Origin of the sequence: Cupriavidus yeoncheonensis (assembly GCF_905397275.1) — a bacterium.
Taxonomy (GTDB): Bacteria; Pseudomonadota; Gammaproteobacteria; order Burkholderiales; family Burkholderiaceae; genus Cupriavidus; species Cupriavidus yeoncheonensis.
Genome location: NZ_CAJPUY010000006.1, coordinates 39,615 through 64,628, shown reverse-complemented (window position 1 = coordinate 64,628; position 25,014 = coordinate 39,615). Strand labels below are relative to the sequence as shown.

The 25,014-nt window shown below is 67.4% G+C and carries 24 protein-coding genes; 7 read left to right on the top strand and 17 right to left on the bottom strand.

The window, feature by feature from the left end:
• Window positions 1-46 precede the first annotated feature (46 nt).
• Window positions 47-544: a YcnI family copper-binding membrane protein gene (locus KHO22_RS09700; RefSeq protein WP_230426829.1), complete on the top strand. Its 498-nt coding sequence runs from the start codon at window positions 47-49 to the stop codon at window positions 542-544.
• Between the two features lie 135 nt (window positions 545-679).
• On the opposite strand, the gene KHO22_RS09695 is transcribed toward KHO22_RS09700, so the two are convergent.
• The 5 genes from KHO22_RS09695 to KHO22_RS09675 all read right to left on the bottom strand — a co-directional run bounded on the left by KHO22_RS09695 (window position 680) and on the right by KHO22_RS09675 (window position 5,729).
• Window positions 680-1,132, bottom strand: coding sequence for a PA2169 family four-helix-bundle protein (locus KHO22_RS09695; protein WP_211946920.1), 453 nt, complete (start codon window positions 1,130-1,132; stop codon window positions 680-682).
• A gap of 298 nt (window positions 1,133-1,430) precedes the next feature.
• On the bottom strand, window positions 1,431-2,762 hold the full coding sequence (hslU, locus tag KHO22_RS09690) for an ATP-dependent protease ATPase subunit HslU (protein WP_211946919.1): 1,332 nt from the start codon (window positions 2,760-2,762) through the stop codon (window positions 1,431-1,433).
• Window positions 2,763-2,812: 50 nt separating this feature from the next.
• The gene (hslV, locus tag KHO22_RS09685; protein WP_211946918.1) at window positions 2,813-3,349 is read right to left on the bottom strand and encodes an ATP-dependent protease subunit HslV; all 537 of its coding nucleotides are present in this window, start codon (window positions 3,347-3,349) and stop codon (window positions 2,813-2,815) included.
• A 250-nt stretch (window positions 3,350-3,599) separates the two neighbouring features.
• On the bottom strand, window positions 3,600-4,586 hold the full coding sequence (locus KHO22_RS09680; RefSeq protein ID WP_211946917.1) for a tripartite tricarboxylate transporter substrate-binding protein: 987 nt from the start codon (window positions 4,584-4,586) through the stop codon (window positions 3,600-3,602).
• Between the two features lie 243 nt (window positions 4,587-4,829).
• On the bottom strand, window positions 4,830-5,729 hold the full coding sequence (locus tag KHO22_RS09675; protein WP_211946916.1) for an alpha/beta fold hydrolase: 900 nt from the start codon (window positions 5,727-5,729) through the stop codon (window positions 4,830-4,832).
• A 181-nt stretch (window positions 5,730-5,910) separates the two neighbouring features.
• On the opposite strand from KHO22_RS09675, the gene KHO22_RS09670 reads away from it, so the two are divergent.
• The 6 genes from KHO22_RS09670 (at window position 5,911) to KHO22_RS09645 (ending at window position 12,605) form a co-directional block, all read left to right on the top strand.
• Window positions 5,911-6,429 (top strand): Fur family transcriptional regulator, encoded by a 519-nt coding sequence (locus KHO22_RS09670; RefSeq protein ID WP_211946915.1) that lies wholly within the window; start codon window positions 5,911-5,913, stop codon window positions 6,427-6,429.
• Window positions 6,430-6,460: 31 nt separating this feature from the next.
• Window positions 6,461-7,540: a CobW family GTP-binding protein gene (locus KHO22_RS09665; RefSeq protein ID WP_211946914.1), complete on the top strand. Its 1,080-nt coding sequence runs from the start codon at window positions 6,461-6,463 to the stop codon at window positions 7,538-7,540.
• Between the two features lie 316 nt (window positions 7,541-7,856).
• Window positions 7,857-8,543, top strand: coding sequence for an RNA polymerase-binding protein DksA (gene dksA, locus KHO22_RS32450; RefSeq protein ID WP_230426816.1), 687 nt, complete (start codon window positions 7,857-7,859; stop codon window positions 8,541-8,543).
• 189 nt (window positions 8,544-8,732) lie between these two features.
• The gene (locus tag KHO22_RS09655; RefSeq protein ID WP_211946913.1) at window positions 8,733-9,920 is read left to right on the top strand and encodes a GTP-binding protein; all 1,188 of its coding nucleotides are present in this window, start codon (window positions 8,733-8,735) and stop codon (window positions 9,918-9,920) included.
• Entirely contained in the window at window positions 9,910-10,320 is a 411-nt protein-coding gene (locus KHO22_RS09650) for a hypothetical protein (protein ID WP_211946912.1), read from the top strand. Before KHO22_RS09655 ends, KHO22_RS09650 begins: the two co-directional genes overlap by 11 nt.
• A 155-nt stretch (window positions 10,321-10,475) precedes the next feature.
• Complete coding sequence (locus tag KHO22_RS09645; protein ID WP_211946911.1) at window positions 10,476-12,605, top strand: TonB-dependent receptor; 2,130 nt, start codon at window positions 10,476-10,478, stop codon at window positions 12,603-12,605.
• A 149-nt stretch (window positions 12,606-12,754) separates the two neighbouring features.
• On the opposite strand, the gene KHO22_RS09640 is transcribed toward KHO22_RS09645, so the two are convergent.
• The 12 genes from KHO22_RS09640 to bioA form a co-directional block, all read right to left on the bottom strand.
• The gene (locus tag KHO22_RS09640; protein WP_211947139.1) at window positions 12,755-13,648 is read right to left on the bottom strand and encodes an MBL fold metallo-hydrolase; all 894 of its coding nucleotides are present in this window, start codon (window positions 13,646-13,648) and stop codon (window positions 12,755-12,757) included.
• Between the two features lie 32 nt (window positions 13,649-13,680).
• Window positions 13,681-13,932, bottom strand: coding sequence for a DUF1289 domain-containing protein (locus KHO22_RS09635; protein ID WP_211946910.1), 252 nt, complete (start codon window positions 13,930-13,932; stop codon window positions 13,681-13,683).
• A gap of 4 nt (window positions 13,933-13,936) precedes the next feature.
• On the bottom strand, window positions 13,937-14,365 hold the full coding sequence (locus tag KHO22_RS09630) for a thioesterase family protein (RefSeq protein ID WP_211946909.1): 429 nt from the start codon (window positions 14,363-14,365) through the stop codon (window positions 13,937-13,939).
• Window positions 14,362-14,880: a YbaK/EbsC family protein gene (locus KHO22_RS09625; protein ID WP_211946908.1), complete on the bottom strand. Its 519-nt coding sequence runs from the start codon at window positions 14,878-14,880 to the stop codon at window positions 14,362-14,364. The genes KHO22_RS09630 and KHO22_RS09625 overlap by 4 nt, the downstream gene beginning before the upstream one ends.
• 30 nt (window positions 14,881-14,910) lie before the next feature.
• A complete protein-coding gene (locus tag KHO22_RS09620) occupies window positions 14,911-15,846 on the bottom strand; it encodes a hydroxymethylglutaryl-CoA lyase (RefSeq protein WP_211946907.1) in 936 nt (311 codons plus the stop codon).
• Window positions 15,847-15,886: 40 nt separating this feature from the next.
• The gene (locus KHO22_RS09615; protein WP_211946906.1) at window positions 15,887-16,828 is read right to left on the bottom strand and encodes a 2-hydroxyacid dehydrogenase; all 942 of its coding nucleotides are present in this window, start codon (window positions 16,826-16,828) and stop codon (window positions 15,887-15,889) included.
• Window positions 16,829-17,068: 240 nt separating this feature from the next.
• Window positions 17,069-17,938 (bottom strand): fimbrial protein, encoded by an 870-nt coding sequence (locus tag KHO22_RS09610; protein WP_211946905.1) that lies wholly within the window; start codon window positions 17,936-17,938, stop codon window positions 17,069-17,071.
• Window positions 17,939-18,221: 283 nt separating this feature from the next.
• Window positions 18,222-20,240, bottom strand: a complete 2,019-nt coding sequence (locus KHO22_RS09605; protein WP_211946904.1) for an acetyl/propionyl/methylcrotonyl-CoA carboxylase subunit alpha — start codon at window positions 20,238-20,240, stop codon at window positions 18,222-18,224.
• A gap of 73 nt (window positions 20,241-20,313) precedes the next feature.
• Complete coding sequence (gene bioB / locus KHO22_RS09600; protein WP_211946903.1) at window positions 20,314-21,339, bottom strand: biotin synthase BioB; 1,026 nt, start codon at window positions 21,337-21,339, stop codon at window positions 20,314-20,316.
• A gap of 19 nt (window positions 21,340-21,358) precedes the next feature.
• On the bottom strand, window positions 21,359-22,096 hold the full coding sequence (bioD, locus tag KHO22_RS09595; protein WP_211946902.1) for a dethiobiotin synthase: 738 nt from the start codon (window positions 22,094-22,096) through the stop codon (window positions 21,359-21,361).
• The gene (bioF, locus tag KHO22_RS09590; protein ID WP_211946901.1) at window positions 22,093-23,319 is read right to left on the bottom strand and encodes an 8-amino-7-oxononanoate synthase; all 1,227 of its coding nucleotides are present in this window, start codon (window positions 23,317-23,319) and stop codon (window positions 22,093-22,095) included. The genes bioD and bioF overlap by 4 nt, the downstream gene beginning before the upstream one ends.
• Window positions 23,309-24,715 (bottom strand): adenosylmethionine--8-amino-7-oxononanoate transaminase, encoded by a 1,407-nt coding sequence (bioA, locus tag KHO22_RS09585; RefSeq protein ID WP_211946900.1) that lies wholly within the window; start codon window positions 24,713-24,715, stop codon window positions 23,309-23,311. The genes bioF and bioA overlap by 11 nt, the downstream gene beginning before the upstream one ends.
• Window positions 24,716-25,014 lie beyond the last annotated feature (299 nt).

The following is a 25,014-nucleotide window of genomic DNA, read 5'->3' as shown; positions in this document are numbered from 1 at the left end:
TTCCCCGTGCCGGCATGCACGCCAGTGGCTGCTGCCCGCGGCACTGATGGCGCTGTCCGCCACCGCATCGGCCCACATCGTCTTCGAACAGAAGCAGGCCGCGGCCGGCAGCTACTACAAGGGCGCGCTGATGGTCGGCCACGGCTGCAACGGCAGCGCCACGCGCGCCATCACCGTCACCATTCCCGAAGGCGTGCAGGGCGCGCACCCGCAGCCCAAGGCCGGCTGGCAACTGGAGGTCAGGCGCGCGCCGCTGGCCCGGCCCGTCCAGTCGCACGGCAAGCTGATGACCGAGGATGTACGCACGCTGCGCTGGTTCGGCGGCACGCTGGCCGACGCGCATTTCGATGAATTCGTGATGCTGATGAAGCTGCCCGAGCAAGGCGGCAAGCTGTATTTCCCGGTGGTGCAGGAGTGCGAGAACGGCACGACCGAATGGACCCAGGTGCCGGCAGAGGGGCAGACCACGCGCGACCTGAAATCGCCCGCGGCCGAACTGGAGGTGCTGCCGCCGGCGGGACATGCGCATGGACACTCGCACTAGGGTCCGCCCGCCGATGTGAACAGGCCCCCAGCTTGGGCTCCACACGAAATGAAAAGGGGCAGCCGTAGCATCCGGCTGCCCCTTCTTCATCCAGATATCGATTTGGAACGACCGTATCCGCCGGTAGTGCCGGTGCTAATGGATCTGCATGCCGCGCATGGCATGAAGCCGGTCGTGGTGCTGCCGCAGCGCGTCATACTGGCGCTGCACCGCGGCCGTAGCATCCGGCGGGAGCGCCTTCATCAGCACGGACTGGTACTGGCGCCTGGCCGCTTCTTCCTCACGTTCGCACAGCCCCAGCACCGCATCGTCATCGTTTGGCGAAAGCATATGGCGCAAGGCCATCCAGCTGCGCGCGAACATGCCGTTCATGCTGCCCCGGTCCGATGGTTCTCCGCCCATGGCGCTGACCATCGATTGCAGTTCCCTGGCCGAGCTGCGGCAGGTTTCCGCGGTACTGGCAAGGATGTCGCGAAGCTCCGCATTGCGCACCTCGCGGGCACCGGCCATGCAGGCCAGTTCGCTGTCCCTGTCGACCTCGATCAACTGGTTCAGGGCGATCACGGTTTGTTTCTGATTGACGTCCATGGAATTCTCCCAACACGCCTGGAGAACGGCCTTTCCGTCATTTTCCAGGCTCCGCAAGAAGAGGGAGCCACCCGGCACTGCCGACCCTGGATGCATCGTTCGCGAACCCCGACGCTACCGGCGGGCCGGTTGCCGCTGGACCCAATTGCCTGCGCCGTCACTGTGTCGGAGATCGGGCGCCTTTCCATCATAGGAAATGCCGCGAGGAAAGGTCCGGCCGGCATGATCCAGATGCGTCACAAAGAAGAAAGGGCGCACTTCCGTGCGCCCCTTCTCCGATGGCCGTCCGGCTAACCGCTTACAGCACGTACCTGGACAGATCCTCGTTGACAGCAAGTTCGCCCAGCCGCTCGTTCACGTAGGCGGCATCAATCGTCACCGTCTCGCCCGACGACCTGGTCGCGTGGAACGACAGGTCTTCCAGCAGCCTCTCCATCACCGTGTACAGCCGGCGTGCGCCGATGTTCTCGACCTTCTCGTTGACCGAGAACGCGATCTCGGCCAGGCGGCGGATGCCGTCCGGCGCGAACTGCAGCTCGACCTCTTCGGTCTTCAGCAGCGCCTGGTACTGCTTGGTCAGGCTCGCGTCGGTCTGCGTCAGGATCGCCTCGAAGTCCTGCACGGACAGCGATTCCAGCTCGACGCGGATCGGGAAGCGGCCCTGCAGTTCCGGGATCAGGTCGCTCGGCTTGGACAGGTGGAACGCGCCCGAGGCGATGAACAGGATGTGGTCGGTCTTGATCATCCCGTACTTCGTGCTCACCGTGGTGCCCTCCACCAGCGGCAGCAGGTCGCGCTGCACGCCCTGGCGCGACACTTCGCCGCCGCCCAGCTCGCTGCGGTTGGCGATCTTGTCGATCTCGTCCAGGAACACGATGCCGTTCTGCTCGACGTTGGTGATGGCCTTGTGCTTGAGCTCTTCGTCATTGACGAGCTTGGCGGCCTCTTCGTCGATCAGCAGCTTGAAGGCTTCCTTCACCTTCATCTTGCGGCGATGCTTCTTGCCCTGCCCCATGCCGGCGAACATCGAGCGGATCTGCTCGGTCATTTCCTCCATGCCCGGCGGACCCATGATGTCCATGCTCGGCAGGCCGGCGGCCAGTTCCAGCTCGATGTCCTTGTCGTCGAGCTGGCCTTCGCGCAGCTTCTTGCGGAACGCCTGGCGCGTGTTGGAATCCTTCTCTTCCGGCTGCGAGAAGCCGATGTCGCGCGGCGGCGGCAGCAGCACGTCGAGCATGCGGTCCTCGGCCGCGTCTTCGGCCTTGGTGCGCACCTTCTTCATCTCGGATTCGCGCGTCTGCTTGATGGCCATCTCGGCCAGGTCGCGCACGATGGTGTCCACGTCGCGGCCGACGTAGCCGACTTCCGTGAACTTGGTGGCCTCGATCTTGATGAAAGGCGCGTCGGCCAGCTTGGCCAGGCGGCGCGCGATCTCGGTCTTGCCGACACCGGTCGGTCCGATCATCAGGATGTTCTTGGGCGTGATTTCCTGGCGCAGCGGCTCTTCCACCTGCTGGCGGCGCCAGCGGTTGCGCAGCGCCACGGCCACGGCCTTCTTGGCCTTGTTCTGGCCGATGATGTGCTTGTCGAGTTCGGAAACGATTTCCGACGGGGTCATGGTATGCGACATGGTATCCGTTCAGTGGGGGCGTGCCGGCCCGTGCGCGGGCCGGCCGGCGCTTATTCCAGCGTTTCGATGACGAAGTTGGTGTTGGTGTAGATGCAGAGTTCGCCGGCAATGGTCAGCGCTTTCTCGACCACGTCTTTGGGCGCGAGCTCGGTGTTCTCCACCAGCGCCTTGGCGGCCGACTGCGCGTACGCGCCACCCGAACCGATCGCGGCGATGCCGCCCTCGGGATCCAGCACGTCGCCGTTGCCGGTGATGACCAGCGTCGTGTCGCGGTCGGCGGTAATCAGCATGGCCTCCAGCCGGCGCAGCGCGCGGTCCGAACGCCAGTCCTTGGCGAGGTCGACCGCGGCGCGGGTCAGGTTGCCCTGGTACTTTTCCAGCTTGGCCTCGAAGCGGTCGAGCAGCGAGAACGCGTCGGCCGTGCTGCCGGCAAACCCCACCAGCACCTTGCCGTTGTAGATGCGGCGCACCTTGCGGGCGGTGCCCTTCATCACGATATTGCCGAGAGTGACCTGACCATCACCGCCGAGCGCGACCTGATTGCCGCGACGGACGCTGACGATGGTAGTGCCGTGATACTGTTCCATGGTGGCTTCCGTGAATATGTCAGGACGGTAGGTGGCGACGCATCAGGCGGGTTTCAAGGGCCGGTCGTCGGCCACGCCACCGGGCCGGCAGATGCGCAGCCGGATCAACGCAGTCAGACAAATATAGGACGCCGCCACGCCCGGTGCGGTTCGGTCGCCCGCAAAACAAAAAGGCCATGCACAGCGGCATGGCCTTTTTGCTGGTTCGAGGCAGGAGGCACCGACCGGCGCCCCTGGCCTCTCGCATCACTCAGTCGGCATAGACGCCGGCCTTCTTGATCACCGGGGTCCACTTGTTGATTTCCGCGCTCAGGAACGTGCGCAGCGAATCCGGTGTGGCGCGCTGCGCCGGCACGGCTTCCGCGCCCAGTTCGGCCATCTTGGCGCGGAAGTTCGGGTCGGCCACGGCCTTCTGCAGGGCGGCCGACAGCTTGTCGATCACCGGCTTGGGCGTGCCCTTGGGCGCGTACATGGCGTGCCAGATCTTCACTTCGACGCCCGGCAGGCCTTGCTCGCCCGCGGTCGGGATGTCCTTGAACGCCTCGACGCGGCGCGCTTGCATGGCGGCGTACGGCTTGAGCGCGCCGGCCTTCAGCTGGCCCGCGATGTTGGTGGTCTGGTCGCACATCAGGTTGACCTGGCCGCCCAGGATGTCGGTCAGCGCCGGCGCGGTGCCCTTGTACGGCACGGTGGTCAGCTCGGTCTGGATCGCGCTCTGGAACAGCAGGCCGCACAGATGAGAGGCCGAGCCGATGCCGGCATTGGCCAGCGACAGCTTGGCGGCATTGGTCTTGATGTACGGCAGCAGGTCCTTGAAGGTGTTCGGCGGCAGCTGCTTGTTGCCGACCATCACCATCGGCACGTCGGCGATCTCGCCGATCATCTCGAAGTCCTTCAGCGGGTCGAAGCCCAGGTTGCGGTACAGCGCGGGCGCCGTCGACATGCCGATGTGGTGGATCAGGATGGTGTAGCCATCATTCCTGGCCTGCACCACCTTCTTGGCACCGATGGTGCCGCCCGCGCCGCCGAGGTTCTCGATGACGATCTGGGTGCCCAGGTGCTTGGACATGATCATGGTCAGTTCGCGCGCGACCTTGTCGGTCGGTCCCCCGGCGGCGAACGGCACGACTGCCGAAACGGGCTTGCTGCCCGGATATTCCTGGGCCTGCGCGCCGGAAAACGCGCCCATTGCGCCCACTGCCGCGACTGCGGCGACCAATTTTGCAACTCGATTCATAGTGCTCTCCTGTTCCGTCTGCAAAGCGCCGCCGGTGCCGGATGCCGCATGTCATGACGCGGTCCGTGCGCAATCAGGCGGGGTGGTCCCGTTGCGCGATCGACCATGGCTTTGGCAGCGCGGCCCTGTTCGCCTGAATGGCGGCCCGGGCCGGGCGTTGATGTTAGCAATTGCAGACATCCGAACGGAATCAGGGCTAACCCGCCTGCATCCTGATGCAACCGGTGGGAGGAGCGGACGAGGCTAGCGCAAGAAGGCCAGCATCTCCTCGAGCAAGGGCTGCGGCGCCTCCTCGGGGATGTAGTGGCCGCAGTCCAGCGCCTTGCCGCTGACGCGCTTGCCGAGCGCCTCCCACAGCGCCAGCGGCTCGAAGTGGCGCGCCACCACGCCGTGTTCGCCCCACAGCACGCGCAGCGGCATTTCCAGCCGGCTCCCGGACTCGCGGTCGGCGCGGTCGTGCTCGAGGTCGATGCTCGCCGCCGCGCGATAGTCCTCGCACATCGCATGCACGCGCGCCGGCTCGCGCATGGCTGCGGCATAGGCCGCCATCGCGTCCGGCGAGAACGGCGACGCGCCGGCCTGGCGCAGCCCGAGCAGCTTGTCGAGATAGAAATCGGGTTCCGCGTTGAGCAGCGTCTCGGGGAACGGCGCGGGCTGGATCAGGAAGAACCAGTGCCAGTAGGCGGAGGCAAACGCCATGCTGGTGCGCTCGTACATGTCCAGCGTCGGGGCAATGTCGAGCAGCATCAGCCGTTCGACCGCCTGCGGATGGTCCACGGCCAGGCGATGCGCCACGCGCGCGCCGCGGTCGTGGCCGCACAACGCGAAGCGATGGAAGCCGAACGCGGCCATGACGTCGACCTGGTCCCGGGCCATGGCGCGCTTGCTGTAGTTCTCGTGCCCGGCGTTGCCGGCCGGCGCGGAACTGCTGCCATAGCCGCGCAGGTCGGTGGCGATGACGGTGAAATGATCGGCCAGCGCGGGCGCAACCTTGTGCCAGATCAGGTGGCTCTGCGGATGCCCGTGCAGAAGCAGCAGCGGCGGCCCGGAGCCGCCCTGCACGCCGGCGATCTCGATCTCGCCCACCCGTCGCCGGAAGGGTTCGAAGTTGGGGAACAGCAGCGCGCTCGCATCGTTCAGCATCGCTTGTCTCCGTTCTGTGCCCGCGGGCGCGGACTGGTGGCGGCGTACGACCTTGCCGATCATAGGCGCAAACTTCGCGTCCGGTGTGCGCCGCAGGCAACCCTGCCATGCCTGCGCGCGGCCCGGCCGTCCACACGCAACTGAATTGCAACAGCGCGGGGCCTATGGTTAAATCCTCCGCATGACCCGCCTCATCCCGAGCCAGCCCGACACCCCGCCGGCGCCGGCCATCTTCGAAGCAGCCCAGGAACGCCTGCGCCGGCTCGGCGCCCGCGTGACGCAGCCGCGGCTGTGCATCCTTGCCTGCCTGATCGGCAGCGACGAGGCCCTGACCCACCAGGCCGTGATCGACCGCCTGCCCGGACAGGGCGAGGCGATCGACCGCGTCACGGTGTACCGCGTCCTGGACTGGCTGGTAGAACAAGGCGTCGCGCAGAAGCGCGCCGGCAACGACCGCGTGTTCCGCTTCAGCCTGATCGAGCATGAGGCGGCGCGCGCCGAGGTGCATCGCCAGCACAGCCATTTCCATTGCACGCGCTGCGACCGCACATTCTGCCTGGACGACGCCAGCATGCCGGCACAGCCCGCCCCGCCGCGCGTGCCCAGCGGCTTCGCCATCGAACATGTCGAACTGACCGTGAACGGCGTGTGCGCCGACTGCGGCGCGCGCTTGCCGCGGCCGCCAGGCAGCACGTCCTGAGACGACCCCTATTCCCCCGGAGAACCCACCCATGTCCAAACTGATCCCGGTCACGATCCTGACCGGCTTCCTCGGCAGCGGCAAGACCACGCTGCTCAAGCGCATCCTCACCGAGCAGCACGGCATGAAGATCGCCGTCATCGAGAACGAATTCGGCGAAGAAAACATCGACAACGAGATCCTGGTGCAGGACGGCCGCGAGCAGATCGTGCAGATGAGCAACGGCTGCATCTGCTGCACCATCCGAGGCGACCTGGTACAGGCGCTGTCGGACCTGATGACCCGGCGCGACGCCGGTGAGGTCAATTTCGACCGCGTGGTCATCGAAACCACGGGCGTGGCCAATCCGGGCCCGGTGGCGCAGACCTTCTTCATGGATGACGAGATCGCCTCGCGTTACCTGCTGGACGCGGTGATCACGCTGGTCGACGCCAAGCACGCCCACCTGCAGCTCGACAAGCAGGAAGAAGCCCAGCGCCAGGTCGGCTTTGCCGACGCGATCTTCATCACCAAGTCGGATCTGGTGAGCGAAGCCGAAGTGGCCGACCTGCGCCACCGCCTGCTGCATATGAACCCGCGCGCGCCGATTCGCCAGGCGAACTTCGGCGATACGCCGATCGACACCATCTTCGACCTGCGCGGCTTCAACCTGAACGCCAAGCTGGAGATCGACCCGGAATTCCTCAGCGCCGACGATCACGACCACGACGACGATCATGACCACGGCCATGATCACAACCACGAGCACGACGAGCACTGCGGTACCGATTGTGGCCATGACCACAGCCACGACCACCACCATCACCACCACCACACCGACCACATCGCTTCGTTCGTCTTCCGCAGCGACAAGCCGTTCCACTACGGCAAGCTGGAGGAATTCCTGTCGGGAATCCTGGCCGTCTATGGCGAAAAACTCTTGCGCTACAAGGGCGTACTATATATGGAGGGTGTGGACCGGAAAGTCGTATTCCAGGGGGTCCACCAGTTGATGGGCAGCGACGTCGGCGCCAAGTGGGAGGACGAGACTCCCGGCACCAAGATGGTGTTCATCGGCGTGGACCTGCCGCGGGATGCGATTCTGAAAGGCCTGGCCAACTGCCTGGCCTGAGTGCGGCAGCCGCATCATGGCGGCTCCTCGCTACATGTCGGCTCCGGCATCTCCCCCATTCGGGGTACCGGGGAAACACCGAAGTTATGGCAAGGCCTTTTCCGTATCTTGGAAAAATTTGTTCAAGTACAATAGGCCGGATTTGATACTGGCGGCGCACCTTTTTCCCGCCGCCGGTGTCTGCAGGGCGGCGGTTGTCGTCAGCACGAGGCAGGCCGCCGGCAGGTGCGGTCGCAGGGCTTCGTGCGGAGACCGCCCTCCGCTTGGGGTACCTGGCACGCGCCGTTCCATACCGACGCGAGAGAGAGGTGTCCCCATGACAGCCGCAACAAAGACGAAAGAAAGCCGCAGCAAGACAGGTAGTGCCGCGGCAGAGACGCTCAAGGCGCAGTCTGTGAAGGCTGCGCCGGCTCCCCGCGGCGGTACGGCTCACGCCGGCGCGGTTGAGGCCAAGGGAGGCCCGCGAAGCAGCAAGGCTGCAGCCAGCCAGAGTGAAACGTCCGCCCCGCGCAAGCACGTGGACACAGCACCCGAGCGGACCCAGACGCCGCCGGTCGGATCAACAAGAGAATCAGCAGCAACCATGAGCAGCAACAAACTTCTGACTGAAGCTGAAATCCTGAAGATGAGCGACAAGGATTACATGAACGAAGCGCAGCTCGCCTTCTTCAAGCATCGCCTTGAGCAGCTGCGTGACGAAATCCTGAAGAACGCTGATCAGACCACGGAACACCTGCGCGAAACGGTCATCGTGCCGGATCCGGCGGACCGCGCCACGATCGAGGAAGAGCACGCGCTGGAACTGCGCACCCGCGACCGCGAGCGCAAGCTGCTCAAGAAGGTCGAGCAGTCGCTGACCCGGATCGAGTCCGGCGATTACGGCTGGTGCGAGGAAACCGGCGAGCCGATCGGCGTGCCGCGCCTGCTGGCCCGTCCGACCGCCACGCTGTCGCTCGAAGCGCAGCAGCGCCGCGAACTGCGCCAGAAGCTGTTCGGCGACTGAGCCCCACCGCCCCTCAGCACCCTGACGGCCCGGATCTCCGGGCCGTTTTGCTTTGTCGCGGCGCGACGACGACATTACTATGGTGTAGGCCTGCCGGCTGTCGGCGGCAGTGCCTTTCTGGTACAGTCGCAACTTTGTTGCATTAACACCGGGAGCGCCAGACGGCGCGCCCTTTGCGCGTTCCTTCCCATGGTCAATCGCCTGCCCGTTACCGTGCTGTCCGGATTCACCGGTGCCGGCAAGTCCACTTTGCTGCAGCATCTCCTTGCCGCCAGCGCCGACAGGCGCGTGGGGGTGGCCGGCAATTTGCCGGAGGCCATCGGGCTGGCGGGCAGCGGCAGTTTCGATCATCTGCTGCTGGAAGCCGAGGGCACGGAAGATCCGATGGCAATCGCCGAGGCCGTGCTGTTCGAGGACGAGCATGGCGCGGGCACGGCGCTGCGCCTGGACACGCTGGTCACCGTGGTGGATGCGTCGACATTCCTGCGCGACGTCAACGACGCCGAATTCCTGCGTGACCGCGTCCAGCCGCATGCCGATGACAGCGATGAGGACGACCGCACGGTGGTCGACGTGCTGATCGCCCAGGTCGAGTTCGCCGACGTGATCGTGCTGAACAAGGCGGACCTCGTCGGCGCGGACGCGCTGGCACGGCTCGAAGCCGTCCTGCGCGCGTTCAACCCGCGCGCGGAAGTCATCCCGGCGAGCTTCGGCAAGGTCCCGGCCGCGAATGTGCTCGACACCCGCCGCTTCGATTTCGAGGAAACCGCCGGCGCACCAGGCTGGCTGGCCCTGCAGCGCGGCGAACCGCTGCCCGGGTTCCATGGCGTGAGCGGCTTCGTCTACCGCCGCCGCCGGCCGTTCCACCCTGGCCGCTTTGCCGACCTGATCCATACCGAGTGGATGCGCGAGCATGGCAATGTGCTGCGCTCCAAGGGCCTGTTCTGGCTGGCCAGCCGCATGGGCATCGCGGGTGACTGGGCCCAGGCGGGCGGCGTGTGCCGTCCCGCCGCCGCAGGTGCGTGGTGGGCCGCGCTCGATCCGTCCGAGTGGCCGACCGATGCGGCGGACCGCGCGGCGCTTGACGCCGACATGCTCGACGATGGCCAGCCGGCCCCCTACGGCGACCGCCGCCAGGAACTGGCGCTGGTCGGCGTGGACCTGGACCGCGCCGCCCTGGAAGCCTGCCTCGACGCCTGCCTGCTGACCGACGCCGAGATGGCTGCCGGCCCCGATGCCTGGGCCATGTATGCCGACCCCTTCCCCGCCTGGGAAGATGCCTTCGACGACGAGGGCCACGACCATGACCATGGCCATCATCATGGCCATGACCACGCGCACGGCGACTGCGATTGTGGCCACCCGCATGACCACTGAGATCACCCGGCATCTCGCCCGCCTGCGCGCGCGCGGCCCGGGGCTGTGGCAGGCCCTGTGGCTGGTGCTGTGCCTGCTGGGCGCGCAGCATGCAGGCCTCGCGCACCGCGTCGCGCACGGTGGCCTGATGGGCACGCCGCTGGCGGTCATGGCAGCCGAATCGAGCGCCGCCGACCATGGCGACGCCAGCCCGTTCGCGCAGAAGCTGGCGGGCCACTCGTGCGTTCTGTTCGATGGCGCCACCGTCGCCGACAGCCATTGCGGCTACACGCCGGTGGTCACGCTGGCCTTCGGCAAGCCGGTCAAGCCGGCCAGCCTGGCCTGGCGCTGGCCCGACCTTCCTTCCGCCCACCCCTTCCGCTCGCGCGCGCCGCCGGCGCACACGCCCGCCTTCGCCTGATCCGGGCCGCGGCTTGCCGCCGGCTCCGCAGTACGAACGCGCGCGTCCTTGCCGGCCGGCCTCGCGCCCGTCCCGCACCTGATCGTGCGCGGCGCGCGCGATACCGGCACCGGCACGGCCGTCCGCCCGATTGCCATCGCATCGAATCGCGAGCCATGCCTCCTACCCTGCAACACCCCATGCTGCGGCGCACGCCGCTGGCAGCCCTTGCTGCCCTGATTGTCTCCACCGGCGCGCTGGCCCAGACCGCCAGCGAACCTGCGACCGCCGCCGCGCCCGCTGCCGCCACCCTCAAGGAAGTGGTGGTCACCGCGAACCCGCTTGGCAGCGAGCTGAACGACATGGTTGCGCCGGTCTCCTCACTCAGCGGCGACGCCCTGTCGCTGCGCCAGAACAGCACGCTCGGCGAGACGCTGGACAAGCTGCCCGGCGTGTCGTCGAGCTACTTCGGCCCCAACGCCAGCCGCCCGGTCATCCGTGGCCTCGACGGAGACCGCATCAAGGTGCTGCAGAACGGTGGCTCCACGGTCGATGCCTCGACGCTGTCCTACGACCACGCGGTGCCGGTCGATCCGCTCGTGGCCGAACGCATCGAAGTCGTGCGCGGGCCGGCGGCGCTGATGTACGGCGGCAATGCCATCGGCGGCGTCGTCAACGTGATCGACAACCGCATTCCGAAGGAACCGGTCGAAGGCATCGGCGGCGCCGTCGACGCGAGCGCCACTGCGGGAGGCGACGTGGCACGCAATGCCAGCGCGCTGGTCGAGGCCGGCAACGGCCAGTTCGCGATCCACGCCGACGCGTTCGCGCGCAAGACCAGCGACCTGCATATCCCGGGCTTCGCGCGCAGCGACCGCCTGCGTGCCAGCCAGCCGCTGCCCGAAGGCGAGACCGAGGCCAGCGGCCGCCTGCCCAATACCAGCGCGCAGCAGGACGGTGGCTCGCTGGGCGGCTCCTATACCTGGGCGGACGGCTTCATCGGCGCCAACTACAGCGCCTACCGCAACGAATACGGCACGCCGGCCGAGGACGACGTGCGGCTGAAGATGCGGCAGGACCGCTTCGCGCTCGAAGGCGAGGCGCGCAACCTGCTAGCCAACACCTCCGGCATCCTGGAGTCCGTCAAGGGCAAGTTCAGCTATACGGACTACGAGCACAGGGAAATCGAGAACGGCGAGACCGGCACCATCTTCAAGAATCAGGGCTGGGACGCGCGCTTCGAAGCCAAACACGCCAGGATTGGCAGGATGAGCGGGGTGATCGGCACGCAGTTCGGCCACACGCAGTTCTCCGCGCTGGGCGAGGAAGCGTTCGTGCCAAGCACCAACACCGACAACGCCGCGCTGTTCGTGTTCGAAGAACTGCCGCTCGACAGCGCCGGCGACTTCAAGCTCAACTTCGGCGGACGGCTGGACCACAGCAGTATCACGGCCAGCGCCAACGGCAATGACCGCTTCACCGATGCCAGCCGCAGCTTCAATGCCACCAGTGCGTCGGCCGGCCTGCTCTACAAGCTGAATTCGCTGTGGTCGCTGACCAGCAATGTCTCGTACACCGAGCGCGCACCGACCTTCTACGAGCTGTACGCCAACGGGCCGCACGTGGCCACCGGCGCATGGGAACTGGGCGATCCCAATGCCAGCAAGGAGCGCGCCACCTCCGTGGACCTCGGCATGCGCTACAAGTACGGCCCGCACAGCGCGAGCGTGTCGGGCTACTACAGCCGCTTCGCCAACTACCTGGCGCTGCTGTCCACGGGCCGCGCGCGCGACGATGCCGGCGATGTCGTCGCCCCGGGCAGTCCCGGCTCGCTGCCCGAATTCCAGTACCTGGGAGTGCCGGCCACGCTGTACGGCTTCGAGGCCGAAGGCAAGGCCCGGCTGTTCCAGAAGATGCTGACGTCGAGCGATACGCTGGATTTCGAGGCGCGGGCGGATTATGTGCGCGGGGAGAATCGCAACACCGGTGAGCCGCTGCCGAGACTCGCGCCGCTGCGGCTGGGCGGTGCGCTGGTCTATGGCGCGGGCCCATGGGGCGCGCGCGTGGATGTCACCTACGCGGCCAGGCAGACCCGCGTACCGGCCAACGACACGCCCACCGACGCCTACACGCTGCTGAGCCTGGCGCTGACCTACAAGTTCAAGACCTCCGGCACGCAGACGCTGGTCTATCTGCGCGGCGACAACCTGACCAACCAGGAGGCGCGCAATGCTTCTTCGATCCTCAGGGATATTGCGCCGTTGCCGGGCAGGAGCGTGAAGGTGGGATTCAGGACGATGTTCTGAGCAGGCCCCGGTCGCTTGCAACAGCGATCGAGCGGTACAGCCCCGGATACATGAAATACGCTGAATGTCTGACTGTTTGCTCCCCGCTCCCATGAACGGGAGAGGGGAGCAAACGCTAGCTGTCCTGGCCATGTCAACGGCCTCAAGGCTCAGCCCACGTTCACCACCACATCGCCCTCCAGCGCCAGCGCCTTCACCCCCGCCAGCGCCCGCAGCGTCTGCGACAGAATCTCCTCCATCGTCTGCCCCGCCATGAAGCGCTGCTGAATGGCCACCATCAGCGGCGCCTCCTGCATCCAGTCCAACAACGCGTCGCGATGCATCCGCTGCGCTTCCAGCAGCTTGAACTTGACCAGCACCTTGACCGCGTGGCTCGCATTGCGTTGCGGATCCCCACCGAGGTAAGCGAGCCTGCCACGCGCGCGTTCGAGGGCTCCGGCCACGTCGGCAAAGGGGCGGCCGTGGCCGGGAATCACCACGCGCGCATCCAGTTCGGCAATGCGATCCAGCACCGCAGCCTGCTCGGCAAACCCGCTCTCCCCTTCCAGCTCGGGAAAGATCACCCCGAAGCCGCTCTCCCACAACGCATCGCCGGCAATCAGGAGGCGCTGCTGCGGAGCGAACAGCATCACCGCATGCGGGTCATGCCCCGGTGCGGCGACGACCTGCCAGTCGATGCCGCCAAGGCGCAACACGTCCCCGTCATGCAGCAGCGCATCGAACGTGAAGCGGTCGCATTGCTGACCGGTCGCCTTGTAGCTCAGCGCATCGACATCCCATGCCGAGACGGCGGCCGCTTCGGCGCCGGGAATCGACGTGTGTGGCTGCCAGCGCGCCTGCAGCGCGGCATTGCCGCCGCAATGGTCGGAATGCAGATGGGTATTGATGAGCCGCTTCAGCGGATGCCCCTGCAGCGTCGATTCGAGCAGCGCCACCGTCTGCGGCGCGTGCGTGGCGTAGCCGCTGTCGACGAGCGCGGTATCGTCGCCGTCGATGAACAGGATGTTGTTGGACGACAGCCAGCCGCGTTCGAAGACGCGCATGGTGGCCGGCAACCGCGGTGGCGTGGTGTCGCTCAAGGCAAGGGTCTCCTACCGGCCAGCCGGTCGGCGCGCTGCGACATCTGCGCCCAGATGCGGCGCTTGTCGTCCTCGGCCATGGCCGACCAGCCGGCAATCTCTTCGATGGTGCGCAGGCAGCCTTCGCAATAGCCGCTGTCCGCGTCCATGTGGCATACGTTGCGGCATGGCGAAGGCACGGGCTGCGCAGTCTGCGCCGAACGCGCGCGGCGCGTGATGTCCCGGATGAGGGCAGCCGTCAGCACCATGGTCTCAGCCCGCAGTCCGGGCAGCCTTGGCGGCGATCTTCCGGTTGAAGCGCGCGGCATCGATCACGTGGCGCTCGTGCACGCCTTCCGTGATCTTGTCCTCGCCGTCCCAGGCGCTCACTTCAAAACGCAGCCTGCGCCCATCCACCTCCACCAGCCGGCCCTTGACCGTGATGGTCATGCCCGGCGGCGTGGCCGCCAGGTGCGAAAAGCTGACCAGCGTGCCGAGGGTCTGCTCGCGCGGCCAGTCCAGGTGTTCGCGCAGTGCCTGCAGGCAGGCGCACTCCATGATGCCGACCATGTACCCGGTGGCCAGTACGTCCGGCATCTCCGTGCACATCGGGATGTCATCGTAGAGGTGCGGCACCGAGGCCTTGCGCGGCACGACGTACTGCCACGAGAACTCAAGGCCGGGCCGCAGTTCTGGGCTCATGCCGCCGCCCCCAGGGCGACATCCGCCACTTCCGCGCCGGTCATCTGCTGCAGCTGCTGCGGCGTCAGGTTGAACACGGCGTGCGGATGCCCGGCCGCGGCCCACAGGCTGTCATAGCGGAACAGGTCCTGGTCGAGCAGCATGACCGGAGGCACCGCATGGCCGATCGGGCAGACGCCGCCGATGGCATAGCCGGTCTTCTCGCGCACGAACCTGGCATCGGCCTTGCCCAGCGCGCCGACGCGCGCCGCCACCTTGGCTTCGTCGACACGGTTGCTGCCGCTGGCGATCACCAGCACCGGCGCATCGTCTTCGACGCGCCGGAAGATGATCGATTTGGCAATCTCCGCCACGCTGCAGCCCAGGCCGGCGGCCGCCTCGGCGGAGGTCTTGCCGGTGGCCGGCAGCATCACCACCGGACGGTCATGCCCGAGTTCGGCCAGCAGGCCCGCGACACGCTGTGCGGATTCCGGCAATTCGATCTGTTCGGCGACCTGTTCGGCGGACTGGCTCATTCCTGCTCCTTTGTCATGTCGTTGCCAGGCTTACGCGCACGTAGGCGCAGCCTCGCTGGCGGCGGCCCACTTGGCCAGCAGCGCGCGGCCCACGCGCGAGCTGTTGGCGCGGCCAACCGCCTGCGAGATGTAGTCGCCCGTCCGCACCACGGCCTCCAGGTCGATGCCGGTATGGATGCCCAGGCCGTGCAGCATGTACAGCACGTCCTCGGTCGCCACGTTGCCGGTCGCGCCCTTGGCGTACGGACAGCCGCCCAGACCGGCCACCGATGCATGGAAGATCGAGATGCCCACTTCCAGGCTGGCCAGGATGTTCGACAGCGCCTGGCCGTAGGTGTCGTGGAAATGCCCCGACAGGCGGTCCATCGCAAATTCCGCCGATACCGCGCGCATCACGTCCTGCACCTTGCCGGGGGTGCCCACGCCGATGGTGTCGGCGATATCGATCTCGTCGCAGCCCAGTGCGCGCATGCGGCGCACTACGTCCACCACGGCGCTCACCGGCACCTCGCCCTGGTACGGGCAGCCCAGCGCGCACGAAATGCTGCCGCGCAGGCGAATGCCTTTTTCCTTCGCGGCCTCGGCCACCGGCTCGAAGCGCGCGATCGATTCGGCGATCGAGCAGTTGATGTTCTTCTGCGAGAACGCCTCGCTGGCGGCGCCGAAGATCACGACCTCATCGGCAGCGGCCGCCACCGCGCCCTCCAGCCCCTTCATATTGGGCGTGAGCACCGAATACAGCGTGCCGGGACGGCGCTGGATGCGCGCCATCACGTCGGCACCGTCGGCCATCTGCGGCACCCATTTGGGCGAGACAAAGGACGCGGCCTCGATATTGACGAAACCGGCCTCGGTCAGCTGGTTGATCAACGACACCTTGACGTCGGTCGGCACCATGGCCTTTTCGTTCTGCAAGCCGTCGCGCGGTCCGACCTCGACGATCTTCACGTAGTTGGGCAGGTTCATGGCTGTCTCCAGGGTCTGTTGTTCTTTGCGCGGCGAGGGTTCAGTAGCCGCGCTGCAGGTCGACCACGCCGGCGATGGGCTGGCCGGCCCGCAGCGCGCGGATCTTGCCGGCGATCTGCGCGATGCTGTCCTCGCGCAGCGTCAGCGCCGAGATATGCGGCGTGATGGTGATGCGCGGCTCCTGCCAGAACGGATGCGCAGCCGGCAGCGGTTCGGTGCGGAATACGTCCAGCGTCGCGCCCGCGATCTGCCCGGCTTGCACCGCCGCCAGCAGGTCCTCCTCGGCCAGGTGCTGGCCACGCGCCACATTGATCACGTAGGCGCCCCTGGCGAGCTTGCCGAACAGTTCGCCGTTCAGGATGTTCTCGGTCTGCGGGGTCAGCGGCAGGACATTGACCAGCACGCGCAGGCCATCCAGGAACGGGGCCCGGCCCGCATCGCCATGGAATCCCACCACGCCCTCGACGGCGCGCGCGGAGCGGCTCCAGCCGCGCACCGGAAAGCCGAAACCGGCCAGCGTGCGGGCGATATGCGTGCCCAGCGCACCAACGCCCATCACCCCGACGGTGAAGTCCGCGCGGCGGTGCGGCTTCAGGAACTTCCAGTTGCCGGCCTGCTGCTGGGCGGCGTAGTCGTCCAGCCGGCGGAAATAGCGCAGCACGGCATGGGTGACGTATTCGGCCATCTGGGCGGCCATGCCGGCATCGTCCAGGCGCACGATCGGCACGCCAGCGGGCAGCGCATCCGGGTCCTGGTCACGCAGGCGCAGGATGCCGTCCACGCCGGCGCCGAGGTTGAACACCGCCTTCAGGTCGGTGCGGCCGCGCAGCATCTCCACGGGCGGGCGCCAGACCACGGCGTAGTCGGCAGGATCTCCGCGGCTGTCGTCCCAGATCACGCATTCGGCTTCCGGCAGCGCCTCGGCGAAGCCTTCGATCCACGGATCGTAACGGCCATCGGGGACATACAGCTGCAACTTCATGTTGACTCCAGCGAGTTTCGGCTCAGGCAGCTATTTTGGCAGAGGAATGACGCAGGAGGGCGAATGGCGGGAAAGCGGCTTCCGCATGGCGGGCACCTTTGCGATTTGACCGGCGGGGACAACGGCCTGGCCCAGGGCAGCGAGCCGCCACGGAAATGCCCCGTTCAGGGCGGGGCATTTCCTCGGTTCTGTGCGCCTCGTCGCGGACGCAAGGACCCTGCGGCTGCGGATCGGCGGCAGCTACTGATAGTTCATGGTCAGTGTCGCGATGGCACTCACGCTTCCGCTGTTCACGACCGAATTGGTCTTGTAGTACTGCGCGGTCATCGGAATGCTGACCGCCTGATTGGCTTGTGTCGTCTGGATGAAGGTGGGCGATACTGCGCCGAGAGTCACCGGGGCACTTCCTTGCAGGACCTGCACGCCAACGCCGGTCGCCTTTCCGCTGCCCGTCTGGTTTGCCAGAACGCCGGGGGCGTTCGATGGGTCCGCAGGTCCGTCGAGTTTGTAGGCCACGCTGACACCTGCATCGCAAACCAGTGGAATGCTGAATGCGGTCGCCCCTTGTGTCGATCCGACACCGCCAAAGTTCTGCGCGCGTGCATTGGGAAGATTGACGGTGATGTTGCCGCTGCCGGTGATGCTGCAACCGGCAGCCGCTACAGGGATCGACAAGCTGCTGAACTTCAACTGGGTGTTGATGATGCCGTTGTAACTAAACGCGCTCGGAGAGGAAATGTTGCCAGACCCGATGTTCCCGGTCTTGATGAACTGGACGCGATACGAGGAGCTAAAGCCATAGTTGACAGCGTAGCTCTCCAACGCTCTGGAGTTGCGCGGCCAATTCATGATCCTGGACTGTGTGATGTCGGCCGGCCTGCCGAGGTTCATGTCCGACCATCCAACCCTCACGCCGATGCCCGGGACGGTGGTTTGATAAACGCCAGCGCCAGCCGCCGGGACCGGGGTCATTGCCGCGTTATACCCATAGGTCCATGTTTCGCCTCCAGTGCAATAGAACTGGGCGCCAGTAGACGCATCAACCCAACCGCTGTCGTAAAGGGTGCTTCCGATCGGCAGGTCTCGCGCGCTTGTCAGGTTGGCAGGCAACGTAACGGTCGAAATCGCTACGCCGGCGACGCTGCTACAGGTCGCCCACGCCTGACTGGCTATCAGGACGGCCCCAAAAAGGAAAACGGTTTGGCAGAACGCTCGAAACATGGGGGATAGGGGTGGCTTGCGGGCCCTGCCAATCCTAGCCACGGTGCATCCCGCCACGTGTAGGAATTATCCGAAATTCCAACCGGAAAGCGTCATCCCGCAGTCGCCGCCACCAGACGCGCTCCGGACCCCGTTTCCGCCGACAGGCGCCACAGCACCTGCCGGCGGGGGCCTACTTCCCGTCAAAAGCCAGCAGCTGGGCCCCTTCCGCCACCTGCTCGCCCACGCCGTACAGGATCTCGCTGACGACCCCGTCGGCCGGTGCGCTGATGGTGTGTTCCATCTTCATGGCTTCCATCACCAGCAGCGGCGTGCCCCGCGTCACCGTGCTGCCGGGTTCGACCATGACGGCGATCACCTTGCCCGGCATCGGCGCGGTCAGCTTGCCGCCCTCGCCCTCGGTTTCGCCCGCATGCGCGAGCGGGTCGAGCCAGCCGAGCACCGCGTGGCGTCCCGCGTAGAAGACGTGGAAGTCGTTGCCCTCCACATGGACCTGGCCATGCGCGCGGCGCGTGCCAAGGTCTACGCGGATATCGTCGGCCTGGCACGATGCGCGGAACGGCGCCGCCTGGTCGGCATAGATCAGCGTGCTGCCGCGCTCGTTCGCGGTCAGCGTGACGTCCAGCGTATGGCTGCCGAAAACGAAACGCAGCGTGCGCGTGGCGCCGCCATTGAGCCGCCACGCGCCGGCATGCGTCCACGGCGAATGCTGGTCGGCCGCGTCGAGGCGGCGCTCGCGCGTTTCGCGGTCGAGCAGCGCCGCGGTCGCCAGCGCGATGATCTCCATGCCGACCGGCGCCGGCGCCGGGAACAGCGTGGCCTCGTTGCGCTCGATCAGGCCCGTGTCGAGATCGGCCGTGCGGAACGCTTCGGACTTCACCAGCCGCTGCAGGAACGCCACGTTGGTCGACAGGCCGACGACGTGATACGCCGCCAGCGCCTGGCGCATGCGCGCGAGCGCCTCGTCGCGGTCCTTGCCCCAGACGATCAGCTTGGCGATCATCGGGTCGTAGTACGGGCTGATGGTGTCGCCCTCGCGCACGCCGGCGTCGATGCGAACACCGGCGGGGCCGTGGGCGTCGCCGCCGCGCATGAACTGCACGGCCGGCGGCGTGCGCAGGAAGCGCAGCGTGCCGGTGGACGGCAGGAACTGCTTGTCGGGATTCTCGGCGTAGATGCGCGCTTCGAGCGCGTGGCCGTCGATGCGGAGTTGCTCCTGCTTCAGCGGCAGCGCCTCGCCGGCGGCCACGCGCAGTTGCCATTCGACCAGGTCCTGCCCGGTGATCATCTCGGTGACCGGATGCTCGACCTGCAGGCGCGTGTTCATTTCCATGAAGTAGAACGAGCCGTCCTGGTTGGCGATGAACTCGACCGTGCCGGCGCCGACATAGCCCACCGCCTTGGCCGCGGCCACGGCGGCTTCGCCCATCGCACGGCGCCGTTCTTCCGTCATGCCCGGCGCGGGCGCTTCTTCCAGCACCTTCTGGTGGCGGCGCTGCACCGAGCAGTCGCGCTCGAACAGGTAGACGCAGTCGCCGCGGGTATCGGCGAACACCTGGATTTCGATATGGCGCGGCCGGGTCAGGTACTTTTCGACGAGCACCTTGTCGTCGCCGAAGCTGGCCGAGGCCTCGCGCTTGACGGAGGCCAGCGCCGCCTCGAAGGCATCGCCCGATTCCACCACGCGCATGCCCTTGCCGCCGCCGCCGGCACTGGCCTTGAGCAGCACCGGGTAGCCGATGCGGTCGGCCTCGCGGCGCAGCAGCGCCGGGTCCTGGTCTTCGCCGTGGTAGCCGGGCACCAGTGGCACCGAGGCCTTTTCCATCAACTGCTTGGCCGCGCTCTTGCTGCCCATCGCGTGGATGGCCGAAGCCGGCGGGCCGATGAAGACCAGTCCCGCCGCGGCGCAGGCCTCGGCAAAGGCCTCGTTCTCGGAGAGGAAGCCGTAGCCGGGGTGGATCGCCTGCGCGCCGGTCTCCTTCGCCATCTCGATGATGTGGTCGGCGCGCAGGTAGCTGTCGCGCGCCGCGGCGCCGCCGATATGGACGGCCTCGTCGCAGAAGGCGACGTGACGCGCATCCGCGTCGGCGTCCGAGTACACCGCGACGGTGCGGATGCCCAGCCGGCGGCAGGTGGCGGCGACGCGGCAGGCGATTTCGCCGCGGTTCGCGATCAGGATCTTGCTGAACATGAGCTCCCTCCTTTTTACCCGGTTATCGGGATCTTACGGCGGGGAGCTCTGCGCGTGGTGATTTCTTAACTATTCAGCCTGCGCAGCCTTCCGCACGGATGTCCAGGCGGGCCAGCAGCGCGCGATCGCGGTCGGCCTGCGGGTTGCCGGTGGTCAGCAGCTTGTCGCCGTAGAAGATGGAATTGGCGCCGGCCATGAAGCACAGCGCCTGCAAGGCTTCTTCCATCGCCTCGCGTCCCGCGGACAGGCGCACCATCGCGCCCGGCATGGTGATGCGCGCCACGGCAATGGTGCGGACAAACTCGAACGGGTCGAGCGGGTCGGTTCCGGCCAGCGGCGTGCCTTCCACCTGCACCAGGTTGTTGATGGGCACCGACTCCGGATACGGATCCATATTGGCGAGCTGCGCGATCAGCCCGGCGCGCGCCTCGCGCGATTCACCCATGCCGACGATGCCGCCGCAGCAGACATTGATGCCGGCATCGCGCACGTGGCCGATGGTATCGAGCCGGTCCTGATAGGTGCGCGTGGTGATGATCTTGCCGTAGAACTCCGGCGAGGTGTCGAGATTGTGGTTGTAGTAGTCCAGGCCGGCGTCCTTGAGCGCCTGCGCCTGCTCGGCCTTCAGCATGCCCAGCGTGACGCAGGTCTCCAGCCCCATGGCCTTGACCTCGCGCACCATGTCCATCACCGGCTCCAGGTGGCGGTCCTTCGGGCTGCGCCAGGCGGCCCCCATGCAGAAGCGCGTGGCGCCGTTGGCCTTGGCGGCACGGGCGGCGTCCAGCACTTCATCGAGCGCCATCAGCTTCTCGGCCTTGACGCCCGCATCGTGGTGCGCGCTCTGCGGGCAGTAGCCGCAATCCTCTTCGCACCCGCCGGTCTTGATCGACAGCAGCGTGGACAGCTGCACGGTGTTGGCGTCGAAGTTCTCGCGGTGCACCTGCTGCGCGCGGAACAGCAGGTCGTTGAAGGGCAGCGCGAACAGCGCGGCGACGTCGTCGACGCGCCAGCGGGCGTCTTCGGGCAGCGCGTGGTTGCGTGCGGTCTGGCGCAGCGATTCGGCGGAAATGGTGGCGACGGTCTGATTGGCTTGGGTCATGATCGGCTTGTGTTTTATGTTATGCAGCGAGGTCTTGGGCCTCGGACTGGTATGGATCAGGTTGGGCAAGCAGCGGCGCGAGGTCGAGGCGCGCGGCGGCGTCGGCCGGCGCCACTTGCCAGGGCAGCTCGCCCAGGCACGGCGCATCGAGCGCTTCGTGCAGCGTGGCGATGTTCTCCCCGGCGAGCAGCATGTCCGGGTCGATGCGGTTGGCGATCCAGCCGGCCAGCGTGAGCCCGCGCGCGCGGATGGCCTCGGCGGTCAGCACGGCGTGGTTCAGGCAGCCCAGTCGGATACCCACCACCATGACCACCGGCAGCGCCAGCATCTCGGCAAGGTCGGCCGTGCTCCAGCGCACCGCGCCGGTATCGAGCGGCACGTGGAAGCCGCCGACGCCTTCGACGACGACCGCATCGGCCTGCTCGCGCAGCGCGTCGAAGGCATGGCGGATCGGTGCGCGCGTGATGCGCGCGCCTTCCTGCGCGGCGGCCAGGTGCGGCGAGCACGGCGTGCGCAGCAGGAACGGACAGGTCTGCGCCAGCGGCACCGTGACCGAGCTGGCGGCACGCAGCGCGGCCACGTCATCGTTGTGCCAGTGGTCGCCGCGCCATTCGCTGCCGCTGGCCACCGGCTTCATGCCGACGGTGGCATAGCCGGCCGCGCGCAGCGCGTGCAGCAGCGTGGCGCTCGCATGGGTCTTGCCCACGCCGGTATCGGTGCCGGTGACAAAGCACTGGAACTTCGCAGGCTGGCTCATGCGGCCTCCTGCTTGGCTTCGCGCATCACGGCGCCGGCCAGCACGCCGACCAGCCGCTGTACGTCGGCGGCCGTGTGCGAAGCCGACAGCGTGATGCGCAGCCGCGCAGTGCCCTCCGGCACGGTCGGCGGCCGGATCGCGCCCACGCGGATGCCGTCGGCCTCCAGCCGCGCCGACAGCGCGAGCGAGGTGGCGTTGTCGCCGACGATCAGCGGCTGCACGGCGGTCGCGCTGTCGCCCAACTGCCAGCCCGCTGCCGTCGCCAGCGGCGCCAGGCCCGCGCGCAGGTCCGCGATCAGCCGGTTCAGGTTGGCGCGGCGTTGCCGGCCCTCCTCGCCTTCGAGGATCGCCAGGCTCGCCAGCAGTGCGTGGGCCACCGCAGGCGGCGCGGCCGTGGTGTAGATGTAGGGCCGCGCGGTGTTGACGAGGTGTTCGATGATGGTCTCGTGCGCGGCCACGAAGGCGCCTGCCACGCCGGCGGCCTTGCCGAGCGTGCCGATATAGATGAAGCGCTCCGAGTTCAGCCCCAGCGCCTGCAGCACGCCGTGGCCATCGTCGCCGAGCACGCCGAAGCCGTGCGCATCGTCGACGATGATCCACGCATCGTGGCGCTCGGCCAGCGCGAGCAGTTCGGCCAGCGGCGCCACATCGCCGTCCATGCTGAACACGCTGTCGGTCACGATCAGCTTGAGCGCGCTGGTGCTGGCGCCGAGCAGCGCGTCCAGCGCGGCGGCATCGCAGTGCGGGTAGCGCTGCACGTCGGCGCGCGCGAGCCGGGCGCCGTCGATCAGCGAGGCATGGTTCAGCGATTCGCAGAACAGCGTCGCGCCCGCGGTGCCCAGCGCCGTCAGCACGGCCAGATTGGCCATGTAGCCCGTGCAGAAATACAGCGTGCGCGCTTGCGGAATGTACGGGGCAAACCAGCGCGCCAGTTCCTCTTCGAGCCGCGCGTGCGCCAGCGAATGGCCGCTGACCAGGTGCGAGGCGCCGCTGCCGGCGCCATACAGCCGCGCGCCTTCGGCGAGCGCGGCGACGACATCGGGATGGCTGGCCAGGCCCATGTAGTCGTTGCTGCAGAACGTCAGCAAGGACTGCGGAGCGGGCGCATCCACCGGCCCGACGGACTGGTGCGGCGCGCAGGCCGTATGCGCGATGCGGCGCCGGCGCGTGAGCGCGCGGGCCTGGCGTTCCTCGGCGGCGCGGCGCAGTTGTTCAAGCAGCATGGCGGACCTCCTCGCTGGCATGGGTGGGACCGAGCACATCGTCCAGCGTGGCGAGCAGTTGCCCGGCCAGCCAGCGCGCCTGCGCGGCGTCGAAGACATAGGGCGGCATCACGTACAGCGTGTTGCCGATCGGCCGCACGAGCAGCTCGCGCGCTCGCGCAGCCTGGTGGAAGCGTCCGGAGAAGCCTTCGCCGGCCACCTCGTCGCGCACATCGACGGCCCAGATCAGGCCGCGCTGGCGCATGCGGTGCAGGCGCGCATCGCCGGCGAACGGCGTCATCGCGTCGGCCAGCCACTGCGCCCGGTCGCGGTTCTGTGCGATCACGTCGTCCTGCGCAAACAGGTCGAGCGTGGCCAGCGCGGCGCGGCAGGCCAGCGGGTTGCCCGTATAGGAATGCGAATGCAGGAAGCTGCGCGCGAGTTCGTCGGCGACGAAGGCGCGCTGGATCTCCGGGCGCGACAGCACCAGCGACAGCGGCAGGTAGCCGCCACTGATGCCCTTGGACAGGCACAGGAAGTCGGGCCACGCATGCGCGGGCAGCGGCTGCTCGCCGTCGCGGCACTGCTCCCACGCGAAGAAGGTGCCGGTGCGCCCGCAGCCGACGGCGATCTCGTCGGCGATCAGATGGACGCGGTAGCGGTCGCACAGGGCGCGCGCGCCTTCCAGGTAGGACGGGTCGTGCATGGCCATGCCGGCGGCGCCCTGCACCAGCGGCTCGACGATCAGCGCGGCGATCTGGCCCGCGCGTTCGCGCAGCAGCGTCTCCAGCGCGGCCAGTGCGCGCGCGGCGACGTCGGCGGCGGTCTCGCCCGGTGCGGCCTGGCGCGCGTCGGGCGACATCACGACGTGCGCGCGCCGGATCAGCGGGTCATAGGCATCGCGGAAGACGTCGAGGTCGGTCACGCCCAGCGCACCCACGGTTTCACCGTGGTAGCCGTTGGCCAGGCAGGCGAACTCGCGCTTGGCCGGCAGGCCGGTATTGCGCCAGTAATGGAAGCTCATCTTGAGCGCGATCTCCACCGCCGACGCGCCGTCCGAGGCGTAGAACGCGTGTCCCAGCGCGCCGCCGGTCAGCGCCGACAGGCGTTCGGCCAGCTCGACGGCCGGCGCATGGGTGCAGCCGGCCAGCATGACGTGCTCCAGCGTCTGCAGCTGGTCCGCCAGCGCGGCGTTGATCTTCGGGTTGGCGTGGCCGAACAGGTTGACCCACCATGAGCTGGTGGCATCGAAATAGCGCCGGCCGTCGGCATCGTGAAGCCAGGGGCCTTCGCCGCGCACGATGGCCAGCGGCGTGGCACCGTCGTCAGGGCGCAGCCGCGTGCACGGATGCCAGACCGCGCGCTGGCTGCGCTGGCCAAGCGTCTCGGCCGTGGCTTGCAGGGACTGTTGTTCCAAGGGAGTCCTCCTTTGTTGACCCTCCGCGCCCGGCGCCTGCGGCTGGGCCGGGCAGGTCGACGTTGGCGGGGTCGGGGAGGGTCATGTTAGGAATGTCCCGTCAGGATTGGCAATGGCTGTGGATTTTTTGAGTTAGCGACAGGTTATGGGGAATAGACAGCCGTTGGGAGAACGAAGCACTACCATTGTCGTTAGCGTGCTGCGATCTTCACGCAAGTTGCTGAAGGTTTATTTTGCCGCGACACGCGTTAAAGGCCCGCGGAGTGACGCCCTCTCCCGCAATCGGGAGAGGGGAGCGG

What these genes read in the sequence shown, in the direction of transcription:
- KHO22_RS09700 (WP_230426829.1), top strand. Translation starts at nt 47, where the DNA reads ATGGCGCTGTCCGCCACCGCATCGGCCCACATCGTCTTCGAACAGAAG.
- KHO22_RS09695 (WP_211946920.1), bottom strand. Translation starts at nt 1,132, where the DNA reads ATGGACGTCAATCAGAAACAAACCGTGATCGCCCTGAACCAGTTGATC.
- hslU (WP_211946919.1), bottom strand. Translation starts at nt 2,762, where the DNA reads ATGTCGCATACCATGACCCCGTCGGAAATCGTTTCCGAACTCGACAAG.
- hslV (WP_211946918.1), bottom strand. Translation starts at nt 3,349, where the DNA reads ATGGAACAGTATCACGGCACTACCATCGTCAGCGTCCGTCGCGGCAAT.
- KHO22_RS09680 (WP_211946917.1), bottom strand. Translation starts at nt 4,586, where the DNA reads ATGAATCGAGTTGCAAAATTGGTCGCCGCAGTCGCGGCAGTGGGCGCA.
- KHO22_RS09675 (WP_211946916.1), bottom strand. Translation starts at nt 5,729, where the DNA reads ATGCTGAACGATGCGAGCGCGCTGCTGTTCCCCAACTTCGAACCCTTC.
- KHO22_RS09670 (WP_211946915.1), top strand. Translation starts at nt 5,911, where the DNA reads ATGACCCGCCTCATCCCGAGCCAGCCCGACACCCCGCCGGCGCCGGCC.
- KHO22_RS09665 (WP_211946914.1), top strand. Translation starts at nt 6,461, where the DNA reads ATGTCCAAACTGATCCCGGTCACGATCCTGACCGGCTTCCTCGGCAGC.
- dksA (WP_230426816.1), top strand. Translation starts at nt 7,857, where the DNA reads ATGACAGCCGCAACAAAGACGAAAGAAAGCCGCAGCAAGACAGGTAGT.
- KHO22_RS09655 (WP_211946913.1), top strand. Translation starts at nt 8,733, where the DNA reads ATGGTCAATCGCCTGCCCGTTACCGTGCTGTCCGGATTCACCGGTGCC.
- KHO22_RS09650 (WP_211946912.1), top strand. Translation starts at nt 9,910, where the DNA reads ATGACCACTGAGATCACCCGGCATCTCGCCCGCCTGCGCGCGCGCGGC.
- KHO22_RS09645 (WP_211946911.1), top strand. Translation starts at nt 10,476, where the DNA reads ATGCCTCCTACCCTGCAACACCCCATGCTGCGGCGCACGCCGCTGGCA.
- KHO22_RS09640 (WP_211947139.1), bottom strand. Translation starts at nt 13,648, where the DNA reads ATGCGCGTCTTCGAACGCGGCTGGCTGTCGTCCAACAACATCCTGTTC.
- KHO22_RS09635 (WP_211946910.1), bottom strand. Translation starts at nt 13,932, where the DNA reads ATGGTGCTGACGGCTGCCCTCATCCGGGACATCACGCGCCGCGCGCGT.
- KHO22_RS09630 (WP_211946909.1), bottom strand. Translation starts at nt 14,365, where the DNA reads ATGAGCCCAGAACTGCGGCCCGGCCTTGAGTTCTCGTGGCAGTACGTC.
- KHO22_RS09625 (WP_211946908.1), bottom strand. Translation starts at nt 14,880, where the DNA reads ATGAGCCAGTCCGCCGAACAGGTCGCCGAACAGATCGAATTGCCGGAA.
- KHO22_RS09620 (WP_211946907.1), bottom strand. Translation starts at nt 15,846, where the DNA reads ATGAACCTGCCCAACTACGTGAAGATCGTCGAGGTCGGACCGCGCGAC.
- KHO22_RS09615 (WP_211946906.1), bottom strand. Translation starts at nt 16,828, where the DNA reads ATGAAGTTGCAGCTGTATGTCCCCGATGGCCGTTACGATCCGTGGATC.
- KHO22_RS09605 (WP_211946904.1), bottom strand. Translation starts at nt 20,240, where the DNA reads ATGTTCAGCAAGATCCTGATCGCGAACCGCGGCGAAATCGCCTGCCGC.
- bioB (WP_211946903.1), bottom strand. Translation starts at nt 21,339, where the DNA reads ATGACCCAAGCCAATCAGACCGTCGCCACCATTTCCGCCGAATCGCTG.
- bioD (WP_211946902.1), bottom strand. Translation starts at nt 22,096, where the DNA reads ATGAGCCAGCCTGCGAAGTTCCAGTGCTTTGTCACCGGCACCGATACC.
- bioF (WP_211946901.1), bottom strand. Translation starts at nt 23,319, where the DNA reads ATGCTGCTTGAACAACTGCGCCGCGCCGCCGAGGAACGCCAGGCCCGC.